This window comes from Streptomyces sp. NPDC018833, assembly GCF_044390825.1.
Taxonomy (GTDB): domain Bacteria; phylum Actinomycetota; class Actinomycetes; order Streptomycetales; family Streptomycetaceae; genus Streptomyces.
The window spans coordinates 193,708-209,553 of the sequence record NZ_JBIRZM010000005.1; the positions used below are offsets into that span (position 1 = coordinate 193,708).

At 69.8% G+C, this 15,846-nt stretch carries 11 protein-coding genes and 1 pseudogene; 4 read left to right on the plus strand and 8 right to left on the minus strand.

All coding sequences use genetic code 11. The annotated features are described in order from the left end of the window. Nucleotides 1-386: 386 nt before the first annotated feature. The gene (locus ACH5AF_RS12895; protein WP_398901905.1) at nt 387-1,664 is read right to left on the minus strand and encodes a M14 family metallocarboxypeptidase; all 1,278 of its coding nucleotides are present in this window, start codon (nt 1,662-1,664) and stop codon (nt 387-389) included. Nucleotides 1,665-1,690: 26 nt separating this feature from the next. Then, nucleotides 1,691-3,700 carry a Xaa-Pro dipeptidyl-peptidase gene (locus tag ACH5AF_RS12900; RefSeq protein ID WP_398901643.1) on the minus strand — a complete coding sequence of 670 codons (2,010 nt, stop codon included), beginning with the start codon at nt 3,698-3,700 and terminating at the stop codon, nt 1,691-1,693. A gap of 351 nt (nt 3,701-4,051) precedes the next feature. Between ACH5AF_RS12900 and ACH5AF_RS12905 the strand changes: the two genes are divergently transcribed. Then, nucleotides 4,052-5,119, plus strand: coding sequence for a tyrosine-type recombinase/integrase (locus ACH5AF_RS12905; protein ID WP_398901644.1), 1,068 nt, complete (start codon nt 4,052-4,054; stop codon nt 5,117-5,119). A 128-nt stretch (nt 5,120-5,247) separates the two neighbouring features. Here ACH5AF_RS12905 and ACH5AF_RS12910 read toward each other — a convergent pair whose 3' ends face one another. The 4 genes from ACH5AF_RS12910 to ACH5AF_RS12925 form a co-directional block, all read right to left on the minus strand. Beyond that, nucleotides 5,248-5,856: a hypothetical protein gene (locus ACH5AF_RS12910; protein WP_398901645.1), complete on the minus strand. Its 609-nt coding sequence runs from the start codon at nt 5,854-5,856 to the stop codon at nt 5,248-5,250. A 307-nt stretch (nt 5,857-6,163) separates the two neighbouring features. Next, the gene (locus tag ACH5AF_RS12915; protein ID WP_398901646.1) at nt 6,164-6,703 is read right to left on the minus strand and encodes a DUF4158 domain-containing protein; all 540 of its coding nucleotides are present in this window, start codon (nt 6,701-6,703) and stop codon (nt 6,164-6,166) included. An 80-nt stretch (nt 6,704-6,783) separates the two neighbouring features. Beyond that, nucleotides 6,784-7,377, minus strand: coding sequence for a hypothetical protein (locus tag ACH5AF_RS12920; protein WP_398901647.1), 594 nt, complete (start codon nt 7,375-7,377; stop codon nt 6,784-6,786). 194 nt (nt 7,378-7,571) lie between these two features. Then, complete coding sequence (locus ACH5AF_RS12925) at nt 7,572-8,531, minus strand: proline dehydrogenase family protein (RefSeq protein ID WP_398901648.1); 960 nt, start codon at nt 8,529-8,531, stop codon at nt 7,572-7,574. 127 nt (nt 8,532-8,658) lie between these two features. On the opposite strand from ACH5AF_RS12925, the gene ACH5AF_RS12930 reads away from it, so the two are divergent. Further along, nucleotides 8,659-9,618, plus strand: coding sequence for a GlxA family transcriptional regulator (locus ACH5AF_RS12930; RefSeq protein ID WP_398901649.1), 960 nt, complete (start codon nt 8,659-8,661; stop codon nt 9,616-9,618). A 169-nt stretch (nt 9,619-9,787) separates the two neighbouring features. Here ACH5AF_RS12930 and ACH5AF_RS12935 read toward each other — a convergent pair. Both ACH5AF_RS12935 and ACH5AF_RS12940 read right to left on the minus strand, forming a co-directional pair. Continuing rightward, nucleotides 9,788-10,072 (minus strand): annotated as a pseudogene (locus ACH5AF_RS12935) (Tn3 family transposase); the annotation flags it as partial. A 274-nt stretch (nt 10,073-10,346) separates the two neighbouring features. Beyond that, nucleotides 10,347-11,219 carry a helix-turn-helix domain-containing protein gene (locus ACH5AF_RS12940; RefSeq protein WP_398901650.1) on the minus strand — a complete coding sequence of 291 codons (873 nt, stop codon included), beginning with the start codon at nt 11,217-11,219 and terminating at the stop codon, nt 10,347-10,349. Between the two features lie 101 nt (nt 11,220-11,320). On the opposite strand from ACH5AF_RS12940, the gene ACH5AF_RS12945 reads away from it, so the two are divergent. Further along, nucleotides 11,321-12,121, plus strand: a complete 801-nt coding sequence (locus ACH5AF_RS12945; protein ID WP_398901652.1) for an SDR family NAD(P)-dependent oxidoreductase — start codon at nt 11,321-11,323, stop codon at nt 12,119-12,121. 359 nt (nt 12,122-12,480) lie between these two features. Continuing rightward, nucleotides 12,481-15,588: an FG-GAP-like repeat-containing protein gene (locus ACH5AF_RS12950; protein WP_398901653.1), complete on the plus strand. Its 3,108-nt coding sequence runs from the start codon at nt 12,481-12,483 to the stop codon at nt 15,586-15,588. Nucleotides 15,589-15,846: the final 258 nt, after the last annotated feature.

Consider the following 15,846-nt stretch of genomic DNA (forward strand, 5'->3'; position numbering starts at 1 on the left):
ACGGTCCGGGACAGCCTGCCCCCGGGCCGACGCGCTCGGCCCCGCCCGTGCTCGGCTTGCTCCGGGCCGACGTGCTCGGCCGGTCCTGCTCCGAGCCAGCCCGCCCCCGAGCCGCCGCGCTCGGCCCCGCCCCCGGTCCGTGAACGCCGACCCCCAGATCACGAAAGCGACCGTGAGGACGGCCGTCACGCCGAACACCACGCGGTCCGTGACGGCCGGTCTCTCCTCGTGCGGGTGGCGGCCCGGCAGCGCCGCCCTGACCGGGTACCACTTCCGTTTGCCCGGTTTCTGTTCCTCGTGCGACACGGGGGCGCCTTTCACGAAGTCAGGGAGTCCGATTGCCCTCCCCGCTACCCCCTACCACACCCGCCGATCAGCGCCCGGGATCAACAGGCGTCAACAGGCTCGCCCTCGGTGAGGTGATAGGCCGCGCGGGTGTCGAGCAGCAGCGGGACCAGTGCGCGCCGGGACTGCCGCAGCGGCACGACGGCACCTCCTGCCACGGACCGGACCACGACGCCGTGCAGGGCCAGCTCGTCCTTCACGTCCGCGTACTGGGCGGTGTCGAGACGGTACGCGCAGGGCGGGTCCTGAAGGGTCTCCTCCGGTGTGGCGGGGTCGTTGTCCGCGCCGCCGAGATACACCGGACCTCGGTCCGCGAAGCCGGCCAGCCGTGCCGCGTCGGTCGCCGCCTCGATCCGGCCGCCGCGTTCCTCGCTGAAGGTAAACAGTCCCTCCAGCGCCGCGAGTTGGCTGTGCACGCGACGCCGGTTGTTCAACGCGGCGTCCGCCTGCTCCTCGGGCGTCAGCGCGTCGACGCGGCTCTCGATCAGCAGTCCGACCGCGTTCTTGATGCCGGTCGTGTTGCGCAGGATGCGCTCCTGGCCGTCACCGGCGGTCTGCTTGAGCGGTTCCCCGGTGACGGGGTCGGTCCAGATGCCGTACGTGCCGGTCGAGTAGCCCTGGTTCTCGGCGGCGGGACGGACGTGGCGCGCGGACAGCGTCCTTGCCTCCCGGTGGACGTCGGCGTGGGTGTTGAGGTTGCGGGGCCACAGGTCGAACAGGTCCTTGTCGTAGTAGGGCGGGGTGGCTCCGTACTCGTGGAGGTCGTAGACGACGTCCGGGCGCCGGTCGCGGATCACGGCGGCGACGGCCCGGCCCTCGGCGGTCTTCAGGGCGATGTGGTCGCGGTTGATGTCGACGCCGTCGGAGTTGCCCCGCGTGTCCGCGGCGCGGCCGTCGGGGTTGGCGGTGGGCACGACGAGGAGATGGGTGCGGGACAGCAGCCGGCGGGTCGCCGGGTCACTGCCGTAGGCGAGGTCGCGGACGGTGGTCAGACATGCCTCGCGGCCGGCGGGCTCGTCGCCGTGCTGACTGCAGATCAGCAGCACGGCGTGGGCGGCGTCGTGGTTGCCGAGGTTCACGAGTTGGAGCGGGCGGCCCTGCTTGGTGCTGCCGATCCGTTCGACGGACACGGAGGTGCTGTCCCGGTCCACGGCGGCGAGCAGCGCCTGTTCCTCGGGCTGAGTGGTCCAGCGGGCGCCGTTGCTGGTCTCGAAGCCGGTCCGGGGCACGGCGGGCGCGGCCTGGGCGGGCGCGGTGACCAGCGGGGCGGCCAGCGCCGCTGCCACGCCGGTCAGCAGGAGCGTGCGCAGACGCGGCATCCGGAGCATCGGTCGTGTGCGGGGCGTCATCGGGTGCTGCCTCCCGGGATCGGACGGATGGAACGCGGCCCTGCGACGCCGTCGGAGCTCCGGCCGCCCACGCCGGGGGTGTCGGTGGACGCGGTGGACCGGTCGGTGGCGCGGACGAAGGCGGCGGCTCCGCCGACGAGGGGCAGATCCGCCGTGGTGTGGGCGAGATCGAGGGTGAGCCGCGGGGTGCTCGCGGGCGGGTCGATCAGATTCCGGTCCGTGCCGGCGACGATGAGGGCGAGCCGGTGCCCGGCCGGGACCACGTGGTCGCTCGCGTGCAGATCGAGGGTGATGGTGTACGGCCTGCCGGGCGTCAACGGCCTTCCCTCGGCGGCGGACGCGTGGTTGCCCAGGTCTGCCCAGCCGCGGCTGAAGATGGTATGGCCGACGTCGGCGGTGGCCGCCTTCGTCTCCTTGAAGCAGGAGCTGTCGCCTGCGGTGCTCGCACCCCAGCAGGTGCGTGCGGGCAGCGTGGTGATGCCTTCGCCGGCTGCCGCGTAGTCGCGGATGGTGGCAGGGCCAAGGTCGACGAGTACGGCGGTCAGATGGGCGCTGCTGGTCGAGGGGGTGGCGGTGACGGTGACCCGGCCGGAGCCGGACAGGCGCAGATCCCGGTCGAGCGGGCGCGTGACGAATCCCGCCTTGGCCGCTGTGGTGGTGTCGACGGCGGCTGCCCAGTCGGTCTCGTCCTGCCGCGGATCGTCGGTGAACGTCTCGGTGGTGCCGGGGAGCGCGGGCGTCAGGGACAGGGTGCCTACGCCGGGAGCCCGGCCGGTGCCTGGGCGCAGGGCGGTCGTGGCGGTGCGGCGCGGCGGCCAGACCCGGTCGGTGGACCACTGGTCGGGGGCGTGCTCGATGTCGGCCATCGGTTCGCGGTCGATGCCGTTGTCGTGGCCGAGCAGATAGTGGTCGAACCAGCGGTGCAGGGTGGTGACCCACGTGCCGCGGCGGAAGTCGAACGGGTCGACGTGGCCGGTCTGCGAGAGCCACACCTTGCGCTCGACGCCGTTGTCGGCTGGGGTCCCCCCTACGTCAGTAAGGGGAGCGTCCCACCACTGGCCGAAGTGCTTGGCCCGGACGTTGAGGTCCTGCATGCCGTGCACGGCGAAGACGCTGGCCCTGACCTTGTCCGCGTCGGGGACGTAGTCGCGTTCGGCCCACAGGGCGGTGAGGTCACCGCTGCGCGGGGCCCCGTCGACGAGGCGCTGCTGGACGGCCTGGCAGCGTTCGCGGGCCTCGGGGCTCTCGACGTAGCCGGAGAGCCAGTCAGGGCCGGAGTCGTACAGCGGCGCGCCCTTGGCGAAGTAGTAGTCGTACCAGGAGGAGATGGCGCCGATCGGGACGATGGTCTCAAGTCCGCGTACGCCGGTGGCGGCGACGCCGTTGGCGATCGTGCCGTCGTAGCTCTTGCCGATCATTCCGGTGGCGCCCGTGGTCCAGTCGGCCCGGGTGCGTTCGCGGCCCGAGCGGGAGGTCCAGCCGTGGGCGCGGCCGTTCAGCCAGTCGACGACGGCCTTGGCGGACTGGATGTCCGAGCGGCCGCCGACGTCGACGCAGCCGTCCGACCGATTGGTTCCGGCCAGATCGACGGCGACGAAGGCGTAACCGCGCGGGACGAAGTAGTTGTCGTAGTACAGCGGGAACTGGACGGGGTCGCCGTTCTCGTCGTAGGTCTTGCGCTGGCTCTCGTTGCCGCGCCCGCAGCAGGAGTAGTACGGGCTGGCTTCCATGATCACGGGGATCTTCCGCCCGGCACGCGCGGTCTCGCGCGGGCGGACGATGTCGACGGCGACCCGGTCCGTGCGGTCGTCGCCGTCCTCGTCGAGCCCGGTGTCGACCCAGACGGACTCGCGGATCGCGTTCTCGTAGGAGTAGACGGGCCGGCTCTCGCGCGGCGGCGGCACGCCCAGTGCCCCCGCGGGGATGCCCACGGCCAGCAGAGCGGCGGAGGCCACGAGGACCAGCGATCTGTACGTCAGGCGGGTGGCCCGCACAGGTATCGGCATGGGCCGGAAGGTACTCCGGTCAACTGCCGTGCGACAGGGGGCAGTCGGGGGAACGCCGCGCGATCTGCCGGCGACGCCTGCACTCAGCTGTCGCCCGCTAATTTTTCTGCAGGGCGCGGGTGACACCCGCGATGACGGCCCTGTTCTCGTATGGCTACGGCGAACGGACATGTAGCGCAGGGTGATGCCCGGGGCTGGGTCAGACATGGGGGTCGGCGGTACAGCGATTGGCGGTAGCGGCAATTCCGCTTCGAAGTCCGCTTATCGGACTTGCGGCACCTGATGGCTCGCCGGAGTGCTGCCACAGTAAATGCCGGATTTACTGCGACAGGGCCGGAAGGGCGGGACGGCGTGACGATCGAACCAGTGACCGAACTCGGGAGTGGGGGCGCGCTCGGCCTGCCGCGCGCCCGGGTCGTGCCGCTGTCCGCCCCGCCCTCGTCGTACACCGCGGCGGTCGAGCGCAACCTCACCGGTGCGGGCATCGCGAAGTCTTCCGCGCGGATCTACCGGATCTCGCTGACGACGTGGGGGTGGATGCTCGCCGGCGAACCGGCGCCGACCGGGCCCGCCCGCCGGGGCGCGAAGCCGTCCGTCTTCCCCGTCACCGCGATCGACGACCCGGCACTGCCGGAGATGCTGGCCGAGCTGGCGGCGGCGCGGGCGGACGAGATGGACGCCGACACCGTCAACCGGGAACTGTCCATCGCGCGCAAGGTGATCGGCTGGTGGCAGCGCCAGGGCTGGATCGAAGGCGACCCGACGATCGGCATCGAGCGGCGGCCGACACCGCCCGACCGCACCAAGGCCCTGGCCGAGAACCAGATCGCCGCCCTGTGGCGCCTGGACGTCGCCCTGCGGGAGAAGACGTTCTGGAAGATGCTCTACGAATCCGCCGCACGGGCGGATGAGGTGCTGTGCCTGAACGTGGAAGACCTGTACCCGCAGGACAAGCGTGGCAGGATCACCGCCAAGGGCGGGGCGACCGAATGGATCCATTGGCAGTCCGGCACGGCCCAGTTGCTGCCCCGCCTCATCGCCCGCCGCACCCGCGGCCCGCTGTTCCTCACCGACCGCAAGGCCCCGGCCGGAACGCCGACGCTCGACGTGTGCCCGGAGACCGGCCGGGCCCGGCTCTCGTACCGCCGGGCTGAGGAGATCTTTGAGGAGAACACCCGGCTGCTGGCCAACCCGCTCGCCTCGCCCGAGGACATCGAGGACCTGGACGGCTGGACCCTGCACCGACTCCGCCACAGCGCCCTGACACACGACGCCGAGGGCGGCACCTCCACTCCGATGCTGCTGGCCCGCTCCCGCCATGCCTCCGTCCGCTCCTTGGAGCGGTACGCACGTCCCGGCGTTGACGCTGTCGCCCGGCACGTCGCCGGACTCGACACCGCCGCCCGGCGGAAGCGCTGACGCCTCCAAGATCAACTAGTGGCGGCTTCCGGGCTCACCTCGGCGCCACCCCGAGCTCGGTCGCACGGCCAGACGCGAGCGCCGGCCCTTGAGTGTCAGGGCGGGCGTCTGCGTTGTCGGCCTCGGGACTATGCGTTCCCGTCGGGGGTGTGGTCGGCCGCGCCGTCCCCGGCCGGGCCGAGGAAGAGCGTGCCAGGGTTTAGCAGGCCGATGAGGTTGTGCCACGCCTCGGCCCGCACCCGGTCCAGAGGTGAGGCGTCGGCACGGAAACCCCTCCACCAGGCTTCGCCACGAAGCGGGCCAAGCACCCCGGCCTCGATCACCTCCCGGTGGGAACGTGCCGTGCGGCCCCGGAAGGCCGGTACGTCGCTGGCCCATTCGGTGAACACATGCAGCTCCGGAGCCAGCATCTCCGCCCGGTGCCACGTCTCCTGACTCCATGGGCCGGCCCCGACCGTCGCATCGAGCACACGGCGCATCCAGTGCCCCGATGCCCTGTTGACAGCACCGACGAGCGTGCTCCACTGTGCCTCCCGACAACTGCCGGGCCAGCGGTGGGGGTTCCGGCCGATCGACACGGGAAACGTCACGGTCGGCGTATGCCCTGCCAGGCACAGCTCGAACCGCCGCCGCTCCCCCTCACCGCCCAGCCAGACCAGCTCCGCGCCCAGCACCTGCGTGACCGAGTACGTGACCGGTGGCCGCCACGGCAGGACGGGAGCGAGCCGACGCTGCACGGTGACGGCGTCGCCGTCGAAACGAGCCCGGGCACAGGAGGTTTCCGCTGAAAGGACAGGCCCGCCACCTGCTGACATGAAGCCTCCCGAGTAGTCATGGTGCCGGCGCACGGATGCCGGCACGGCCTCCCGACCACCATCACGAGTGGAAGGGCCGAACCGTTCCCTCCTCTTCCGGCAGACGGGCAAGCCGGGGACACCGAAGCCGGCCTGTGAGCGTTATTACAGGTCCGACTCTGCGGGCGGGAGCTCGGTCTCGCTGCGGTTGTGGAGCCAGTTCAGCAGCCGGAAGCCGCGCTCGCTCTGCTCAGCGTTTCCGGGGTACGGAGATACGCGCCAGACGCTCCAGCGTGCTGCGACAAAACCGTGCCTCGAAGTCCTTGACCGCCTTGCCGACCAGCCGCCGGACCTGCCCCGGGGCTGGCGGTTTGATGTGGTCGTTGCGGCAGCGAGCCACTACCGCGGCCGCGAGCCGGTCCCGCGACAGCTCCACCAGGCACAGCTCGGTGGCCAGCCATCCGGCCAGCTGCTCCTGGTCCTCCTCGGCGTTTGCCCGGAACCCGTACGCCGCCCGGATCTCGCCCCGGCGGCGCTGGATTGCCTTGCTCTGCCACTCGTACTCAGCCCACGCCTCGGCCGGGACCTTCACCTCCTGGGCCACATACTCCACCGCAGCGGCCGGAATTTCCTTGGCCGTCTCCGGGAACCGGGCCTCCACCTCGAAGAACTTCAGCAGCAGCGCGAAACCGAGCCGGGTCGCCCCCGACTTGTTCCGCACCCTCTTCATGTCTTCTTCGAGCAGCGTCCAGACGTCGATCAGGTCCTCAGGCTCCCAGTCCTGCCGCACCCAATACCCCTCCACCCCGACCGAGATCACTCGTTCGGCTCAACGAGGCACCCAGCCAGGGGAAACGAAGACGAGGGCGATTACACAGCGCTACATGTCCGTTCGTCGTAGCTATACGAGAACAGGGCCATGACGGCGGTCGTCAGCATCCAGCCGAAGGCGATCAGGAGGTAGGCCAGCCACTGGAGGCTGTCGTTCGACCAGTGAATCCACTCGGTCGCCCCGCCCTTCGACGTGACCTTGCCGCGCTTGTCCTGCGGGCACGGATCCTCCACGTTCAGGCACAGCACCTCGTCGGTTCTGGCCGCCGATTCGTAGAGCATCTTCCAGAACGTCTTGTCCCTCACCCCGGCGTCCATCCGCCACAGGGCGGCGATCTGGCTCTCGGTCAGGGCCTTGGTGCGATCCGGCGGTGCCGGGCGCCGCTCGATGCCGATCGTCGGATCGCAGATGATCCAGCCCTGGCGCCGCCACCAGCCGATCGCCTTGCGTGCGATGGACAGTTCCCGGTTGACGGTGTCGGCGTCCATCTCGCCCGCCCGCGCCGCCGCCAGTTCGGCAAGGGCCTCCGGCAGGCCGGGGTCGTCGACCACGGAGACGGGGACGGCGGGCGGCTTCGCGCCACGGCGGGCACGCCCGGTCGGCGCCGACTGCCCGGCGACCCTCCCACCCATACATTCGCCAGTTCGACTGACATCCACCTACCCTTCCCTGACTCTGTCGCAGCAAAATGCGTACACCTCGCCTGCGGCGACTGAAGAGCCCGCCGCAGGTCGCGACGATCAACGTAGGGGCTCCGTCGCAGTAATCCGGCATTTACCGCGACAGGTGAGAGTCCTGCGGTTGAGCTGCGCTGATGGGTGGGTGGTCAGGAAACGGCGTCGACGAGGGCCTGGAGCAGTCGCTGGGGGTCTTCGGCGATCCTATTGCAGACGTAGAGCCACCATTCGGTGCCGAAGACGACGTACTCGCGGGTGGGGTGGCCTCGCTCGGCCATGGCGTCCAGGCGGTCGGGTCCGAGCCCGAGGAGGGTCTCGAACTCCCAAGGAACGGTTTCGAGCGTCTTCCCGTTGGTGTGGCGGTCGATGTGGTGGATCAGATCCCAGTCGTGGGTGGCGAAGGAGCACAGGTGGCCTGAGTCCGCCAGTCGCTCCGCATGGTCGAGGTAGGCAGTGGCGAGGGCGGGGTCCTCGCGCTGGTAGGCGATGGTCTCGGGTTCGAGGAAGGCGCCTTTGACCAGGCGGATGCGTCCAGGGAGGGAGAGGAGTCGGTGCAGATCCTCGGCGGTGCGGTGCAGCCGAGCCTGGACGGTGACACCCACGTGGTCGAACGATTCGCACAGGGCGCGGTGCACGGCCAGCACGGCGTCGGTGCGGTCGGAACCCTCCGCGGAGATGATCATCTCTCGGCCGGTATCGGCAGTGGCCTGCGCGAGTCGGGTGGCGTTGGCCAGGGCGAGTTCTTCGTCGATGGCGAGGCCGATGTGGGAGAGGTCAAGGGAGATCGAACAGTCGGGCGGCAGCAGTCGGGCGGCGTTCAGGAAGACATCGGTCTCCTCGGTGGCCCGCTGCGAGTCGCGGCAGCTTTCACCCATGTACTCGACGTTCACGCGGTGGCCGCTGGCGAGGATGCTCTTCGCGCGTTCCAGCGCGTCGGTCAGGCTCTCGCCGGCCATGTAGCGCCGGGCGACCTTGCGGGCCAGTGGGCCGACGGCCGGGTCCTGGGGGATGCGCCACTTCAGGTCCTCGTCGAGCGCGAGTGTGCGCAGGACCTGCGCGGCCTGTGACGACAGTGCGGTGGTGCCGGAGGCGGGGAGGTGTGTGGTCATCGGGGCCCAGCTTTCGCGATGGTGTGCGTATGGCCGCGAGCCTTTCAGGGCAGGGCACCTGGTGGGAGTGGCGGAAATGACAGGTAGGCTGAAATTCCTGCCACCGCCCTGAAGGAAACTGGAACCGATGCTCCGAGATGTCGCGGTCCTCGCCCTCGACGGTGCCCACGCCTTCGAGCTGGGCGTCTTCTGCGAGATCTTTGGCATCGACCGAAGCGCCGATGCGCTGCCCCGCTACGACTTCGCCCTCGTCTCGGCAGCAAGCGACAGTGTGCCCACCCGGCACGGCTTCGAGGTGCGCACCCCGCATGGCCTGGAGCGGCTCGCGTCCGCGGATCTCATCTGCGTTCCAGCCTATGACCTGGGCGTGCGGCAGCCAGATCGGCTAGTCGAGGAACTGGGTGTCGCCGCCGAGCGGGGCGCCCGCATCCTCAGCATATGCACTGGCGCCTTCCTCCTGGGCCAGGTCGGCCTGCTGGACGGGCGGCGCTGCACCACCCACTGGCGGTACACCGAGGAACTCGCCCGCCGCCACCCCCGGGCCCGGGTCGAGTCGGACGTGCTGTATGTCGACGAGGACCCGGTCATCACGGGGGCCGGTACTGCCGCCGGCGTCGACACCTGCCTTCATCTGGTCCGCAAGGAGCACGGCAGCGCCGTCGCCAACGCGATCGCCCGCCGGATGGTGGCACCCCCGCACCGGGAAGGTGGCCAGCGCCAGTACCGCGAGCGCCCCCAGCCTCGGGAGGGAACCGGCTCTCTGACCCCCGTGCTGGCTTGGATCGAAGCCAACCTCGACCAGTGCCTAACCGTCGAGGAGATGGCCCGCCGCGCCCACCTGTCCCCGCGTACCTTTGCCCGCCGTTTCCAGCAGGAGACCGGAACCACCCCACTGCAATGGCTGATGGGACAGCGCGTCCTGCTCGCCCAACACCATCTGGAAACTACCGACGAACCGATCACCGCCATCGCCCGACGCACCGGCTTCGGCACCATCGACAACCTCCGCCACCACTTCGTCCGCCGGCTCGGGACCACACCCCAGGGCTACCGGCGCACTTTCCACGCTCCCCACCAGGAGCCATGACCCAACGGAACAGAGGGATACGGCTCGGGCAGGTTGGTGACGGTCGATCAGCCCAGCCCGCAAGGTCGGCGCCGCCGATCTCCAGACGCGAGCCCAGGTCGAGCTTCACCTCGCCGTACGGACGCACATGGCTCCAGAAAAGGGGCGTCAGGCCACGCCGATCGGCCGGGCCGAGCAGGCCAGAGTAGGCGGGCTCGACCAGGATGGCTTGGAGCATCAGTGTGTTGACGTACACGAGACTTGCCTGCAGGATCCGCAGGCACAGCGCCGCCATCTCCACCTCCTCGCGCCGGTTGCTGGAGATCTCCCCGCCTTTGCCGTAGTAGATCACCGCGTTCGCCGCGTTCCAGGACTCCACCACGTTCAGCCCCTCCTCGATCTCGCGCTGAAGGTCCCGGTCGCGCAGAAAGCGGGCGACGAAGCAGGTGCGTTGGGCGCGGCCGATCTCGAGCATCGCCTGGTAGGCCGGGTGGGAGGCGGAACGGGTGAAGCGCGAGGATCCGCGCGAGTGTTGCCGCGGTGATGTTGCGATCCTCGCTCAGGGCGGGGTGGCCGCGACGCCGTCTCGGAGCTCCTTCCCCAGGCGGAGGGGGGACCGACCTGGGCCGGGTCCCGCTGCGCGAGGGGGGTCCGGCTGGTCATCCGATGTGAGAGGGCTGCTTCGCACCAGTCTGTGGGGGCCGGGGGTGAAGACTCCCCGACCACCGGCCACTTGCCGGCGGCGGGGCTCACGGCTGGCTGTTGCTGGTTCCCGGTTCGACGGACGGGAAGGCATCAACGTCCCAGTCGGCCAGGATCGGCAGGAGCCGGGCGGTCTGCGAGTCGGGTTCGACGGTGTAGACGACAAGCCTCTGGTCCCGCTCGTGCGGTGAAACGACGATCTCGATGTCGAAGGACAGCGTTCCGACGGTGGGATGGTGGATGCGCTTGGCGACGGATGCGTAGTCGCGGACGGTGTGGTCATGCCACCAGCGGGCAACGTCGTCGTCGGCTGCGCGCAGTTCGTCGACAAGAGCCAGCAAAGCGAGGTCGTGCGGTCTGCGGCCGCTTTCCCGACGCAGCGTGGCGATCGCGGCGGAGGCGAAATCGGCCCAGTTGATGATCCGCTCACGGGCGACCGGGTCTTGGAACAGGAAGCGCATGAACGACGTCCCCGGCTCCAGCGGGCGACCGAGCACGGCTCGCAGCAGCGCGTTGCGGGCCAGCACGTCCCCGCGCTGGCCGAGCAGCAGCGCCGGGACGTGATCGAGCGTCCCAACGAGCCGCAGCAGTCCGGCATCGGGTCGCTGAACCGCCGGTGCGTGCGCGTGACGGCGCGCTGTGGGCGCTGCGAGGTCGCGAAGGTGGGCGCACTCGACCGCGTCCAAGCGCAACGCCCGCGCGAGCGCATCGAGCACTTGGTCCGAAATGTTCGCCTGGCGTCCCTGCTCCAGCCGGCTGTAGTAGTCCGGGCTCACGCCGGCCAAAAACGCCAACTCCTCCCGCCGCAGGCCCGGCACTCGCCGCGCGCCGGGAAACGCTTCGATTCCCGCCTGGGAGGGCGTGAGCCGGTCACGGCGGGAGCGCAGAAAGGCTCCGAGCGCGGCACGGTCATGTGGCATTTCTCCAGGGTAGGAGAGATGACCGGGCCGTGGGTGGCCCTGTCATGCCCCGGCTCGTCCGGGCCTGGCCCCTCTGCTTCACTCCGTCCTAGAAAGGAGCCATGACGTCCACCTCTGTGAACCACAGCACCCCCATCACCCACCCTGACCGCCTGGCGGGACGCACCGCCGTTGTCACCGGCTCGACCAGCGGGATCGGCGCCGCGATCGCCCGTACGCTGGCCGGCGAGGGCGCCCATGTCGTCGTCAGCGGCCGGGACGCCGCTCGCGGGAAGGGCGTCGTCGAGGAGATCCGTGGGGCCGGCGGCCGCGCCGACTTTGTCGAAGCGGACCTGGCGGGCAGCTACGAACAGCTCCGTGCCTTCACCGCCCAGGCAACCTCCGCCCTCGGCGGGCGCGTCGACATCCTGGTCAACAACGCGGGCCTGTACCCGGCGACCGCGACTGAGGACCTGTCCGACGCGGACCTCGACGCCATGCTCGCGGTCAACCTCCGAGCGCCTCACGTCCTCGTCGGCGCCATGGCACCCGCCATGGTCGAGCGCGGCAGCGGAGTGATCATCAACATCGGTTCCTGGATGGCTCAGGTGGGCAGTCCCTTCGCGGCGATGTACACCGCGACCAAGGCCGCCGACGAGCAGCTCACGCGCAGTTGGGCCGCCGAGTACGGGCCGCGCGGCGTGCGTGTGAACGCCGTCGCACCCGGCGTGACCCTCACACCTGGCAACGAGGCGCACCGCGCGCAGCTCGACGCGATGACCGCCGCCACCCCTGCCGGAGTCGTGATGCGGCCGGACGACATCGCTCAGGCAGTCCTCTACCTCGCTTCCGACGCCGCCACCATGGTCCATGGCATCACGCTCTACGTCGACGGCGGAATCTCCGGCACACGCCTGAACTGAGTTGCCGCCCGGGGTGCGGCCGAACGCCGAACCCGCTGGACCGGCTTCGACTTGACGCCGAGCTGGTTGGTCATGGAGATCACCTGGTCACTTCATGGCCGAAGAAGCCCCCGCCGACATCACCAAGGCCCTCCGAGACCCACTCGCCCGCTGAACGACCGAACCAGCCGGGAGCCAACCGAGTCGTCGACCAGCATGACCAGACAACGACCAGCAATCACAAGGTCCGAGGCTGTAATACCAGCCCATGTACAAGATCACGCGACTGTGCAACAACCCTGCCCCTTCCGGGGAGCTCCTTCATGTGAACCGCGATTTTCCCGGGTTGCAGCATTGCCGAAAGCGAGGACGAGAGCCTTATGCGGGATAGTGAAGAACTTGATGAAAAGGCCACGCCGAGAACGAAGGTGGTCCGGCCGGGCGCGGTGCTGACGGCCGCGCTCTGGCCCTTACGACGTGTCCAGGCGGTCGGCCTGGTCCTGGCGATGGCGGCGGCGTCGCTGGTGGTGGTCGGGACGGCCGCGACCCCGGTGTTCGCAGCTCCGCTGGATAACACACCGCTGATTACCCACAATCTGCAGGGTGCGCAGTCCTCGTCCGAGGACGACGGCACTGATCACAACAAGTGGCAGGAGATCGTCGGGGGCTACGCCGAGGCTGCGGAAATCGTCGCGATACAGGAGGCGGGCCCCGCCGACGGGCCGGGCAACTCCCAGCCCGTACGGAACATCATGATCCCGGCCCTGCCGCAGGGTCAGGGTGACCGCGGCTTTGTCCAGCAACGCCGGTGGACGTACCACCGCGCCTCGTACGAGGTCTACTTCCTGCAGACCGATGCGCGGGGAGGGCAGTGGACGGGCGGCCGCACCAACCTCGCACTGGTCACTCAGCGGCAAGCGGACGAGGTCACCGCCATACCCAACCCCGTCGCGGGCGGCCGGCCGGCGCTGGGCGTGCGGTTCGGCAACGACTGGTACTTCACCTGGCACGGCCGGTCCATGGGCCCGAACCAGCTCAACGACTCCCAGCAAATGGTGCAGGCGATAGCAGGCTGGGTGAACCAGGTGCCGGGACGGGACTGGACGGTGATGGCAGACTTCAACCAGGAGCCGGGCCAGTTCGGGCTTCCGCCGAACACACAGGCGTATCGCACTGGGCAGCCAACCCACCAAAGCGGCCGCGAGCTGGACTGGGCGATCTCGTCCAGGCGGATCCCCGGCCATCCGGTGCGCCGGATGGCCGGTGCGCTTCCGGACCACTACGCGGTGGCGATCGGCGCGATGCGCGCGGGTGCCGAGCCCAAGGATCTGAGGATCGAGCCGACCGGTGACTCGATCACCTATGGCACGAAGAGCTCGCATGGGTCGGGGTACCGCAAGGCGTTCTTCACCGCCCTGCTGGCGGGACTGACGTTCGCCACGCTGTTGAAGAAGGACTTCGTGGGCTCGCAGCGGTCGGGGGCCATGGAGGATCCCGACCACGAGGGTCATCCGGGCTGGGAGATCAACGACCTGGCCCGCATCATCGAGGGCTCGGTGTCCTCGAACCGGCCCAACGTGGTGACCCTGCACATGGGCACCAACGACATGAACAACGGGCACGCAGAGGGGGCGCCGGGCCGCCTGGACGGGCTGATCAGCAAGATCCAGAAGTCCAGCCCGGGTGTGACGGTGCTAGTGGCCACCCTGGTTCCGGCGTCCAACCCGGGCGTGCAGGACCGGATCGAGGACTACAACGAACAGGTCCGCGCCATCGTGAAGCGGCGCAAGGACGACGGCGAGAGGGTCCTGCTGGTCGAGATGTCCACGGTGACCACCGCCGACCTGGCCGACGGGCTGCATCCCAACGACGCCGGGTACGCGAAGATGGCCGACGCCTTCGACGACGCCCTCGGTCTGGCGCTGGAGTTCGGCTGGATCGAGGACCCCTCCGATGCGGGCGGGCCGCTGGCGTGCACCACGGCCGGCGGCTGGTACGACCGGGGACAGATCGCATCCGGAGTGGGCGGCCTGGGCGTGCCCGGGGACCAGGTCCGCTTCGCCGACATCAACGGTGACGGCAAGGACGACTACCTGGTGGTCGCCGACGACGGGACGGTGAGTGCCTGGTACAACAACGCCGGGGCCTCCGGCGCTCCGACATGGACCCGCAAGGGGAACATCATCCCCGGCACGCCCGCCGACGAGGGTGAGCAGGTCATGTTCGCCGACATCGACGGCAACGGCCGGGACGACTATCTGGCCGTCTCGGAGAACGGAGCGGTCAGGGCGATGTTCAACACCGACGACGGCCCCGAGGACGTGACCTGGGTCGACAAGGGCAAGATCGCCTCCGGGGTCGGTGACCCGCGCTGGAACGGCCCTGTGCGTGACAGGCTCCAGTTCGCCGACATCAACGGTGACGGCAAGGACGACTACCTGGTGGTCGCCGACGACGGAAGGCTGTATGCCTGGGTCAACTCCGGCGGGGACTCCGGCGGCAAGCCGGGATGGGTCGAGTGGGGCGACATCGCGCCCGGCGTCGACGACATCCGCTCTGCCGAACAGATCCGCGTCGCCGACCTCACCGGTGACGGTCTGGCCGACTACCTCATAGTCTCCGACAGCGGGGCCGTCATGCTCCGGGAGAACGCCTTCCCCGCCGCTGACCCCAAACGCGTGGGCTGGGTGTTCCACTCGAAGGAGATCGCCTCCGGCGTCGGCGCCTCCCGCGACCACCTCCGCTTCGCCGACCTGGTCGGCGACCGGTCGGCCGACTACGGGGTCGTCTCCGACACCGGGAACGTCAAGGTGTGGGAGAACAGCCGGGCGAACGGGGCGGACTGGACGCCCCGCGGTCAGATCGCCACCGGACTCGCCGGTCCCCAACTGGACTTCGCTGACATGGACGGTGACGGCAGGGAGGACTACCTCGTCGTGTCCGCCAACGGCGCGGTCAAGGCGTGGCTGAACCGCGGCGGCGACTCGGGCGGCAGTGCGGGCTGGGCCGAGCGAGGCCAGATCGCCTCCGGCGTCGGCGGCCATCGGGATCAGGTGCGCTTCGCCGACGTCAACGGTGACGGCAGGGACGACTACCTCGTCCTCCACAAGGACGGTGCCGTGGACGCATGGCTGAACACCGGCGGGGACTCCGGCGGCACGGCCTGGTGGACCAGCAGGGGGCGGATCGCCTCCGGCGTCGGCGCCACGATGGACCAGATCCGGTTCGCCGACGTCAACGGTGACGGCAGGGACGACTACCTCGTGGTGTCCGCCGACGGCGCGGTCAAGGCGTGGCTGAACCGCGGCGGCGACTCGGGCGGCAGTGCGGGCTGGGCCGAGCGAGGCCAGATCGCCTCCGGCGTCGGCGCCACACGCGAACAGATCCGCTTCGCCGACATCAACGCCGACCACCGGGACGACTACCTCGTCCTGTCCGAGAACGGAGCCGTCAAGGCCTGGCAGAACAACTGCGGCGACCCGGCATGACACCCCTGACCGCACTTGAGAAGACATCGGCCTGACCCGATGACCGGCCCGGGATGAGCACATCACCACGCTCATACCCGGGCCGAGAGGGACCATGGGCGGAATGCCGAGCCATGGCCGCTGCACCAGTTGTCCGTCCGGGCCGGTGAAAGCCGCCTCCACCCCGGCCACCGCCGCCACGTCCGGCTCGTCTGCCCGTCTCTTCCGGCCAGCTCTGCCGGGTCGCGCGCCCAACCGGCCGGCTCCTCTGAGGGTCAG

Bases quoted from the DNA above. Each gene is read 5' to 3' on its own strand.
- ACH5AF_RS12940 (WP_398901650.1), bottom strand. From the start codon at position 11,219: ATGCCACATGACCGTGCCGCGCTCGGAGCCTTTCTGCGCTCCCGCCGT.
- ACH5AF_RS12945 (WP_398901652.1), top strand. From the start codon at position 11,321: ATGACGTCCACCTCTGTGAACCACAGCACCCCCATCACCCACCCTGAC.
- ACH5AF_RS12930 (WP_398901649.1), top strand. From the start codon at position 8,659: ATGCTCCGAGATGTCGCGGTCCTCGCCCTCGACGGTGCCCACGCCTTC.
- ACH5AF_RS12920 (WP_398901647.1), bottom strand. From the start codon at position 7,377: ATGGGTGGGAGGGTCGCCGGGCAGTCGGCGCCGACCGGGCGTGCCCGC.
- ACH5AF_RS12950 (WP_398901653.1), top strand. From the start codon at position 12,481: ATGCGGGATAGTGAAGAACTTGATGAAAAGGCCACGCCGAGAACGAAG.
- ACH5AF_RS12895 (WP_398901905.1), bottom strand. From the start codon at position 1,664: ATGCCGCGTCTGCGCACGCTCCTGCTGACCGGCGTGGCAGCGGCGCTG.
- ACH5AF_RS12925 (WP_398901648.1), bottom strand. From the start codon at position 8,531: ATGACCACACACCTCCCCGCCTCCGGCACCACCGCACTGTCGTCACAG.
- ACH5AF_RS12900 (WP_398901643.1), bottom strand. From the start codon at position 3,700: ATGCCGATACCTGTGCGGGCCACCCGCCTGACGTACAGATCGCTGGTC.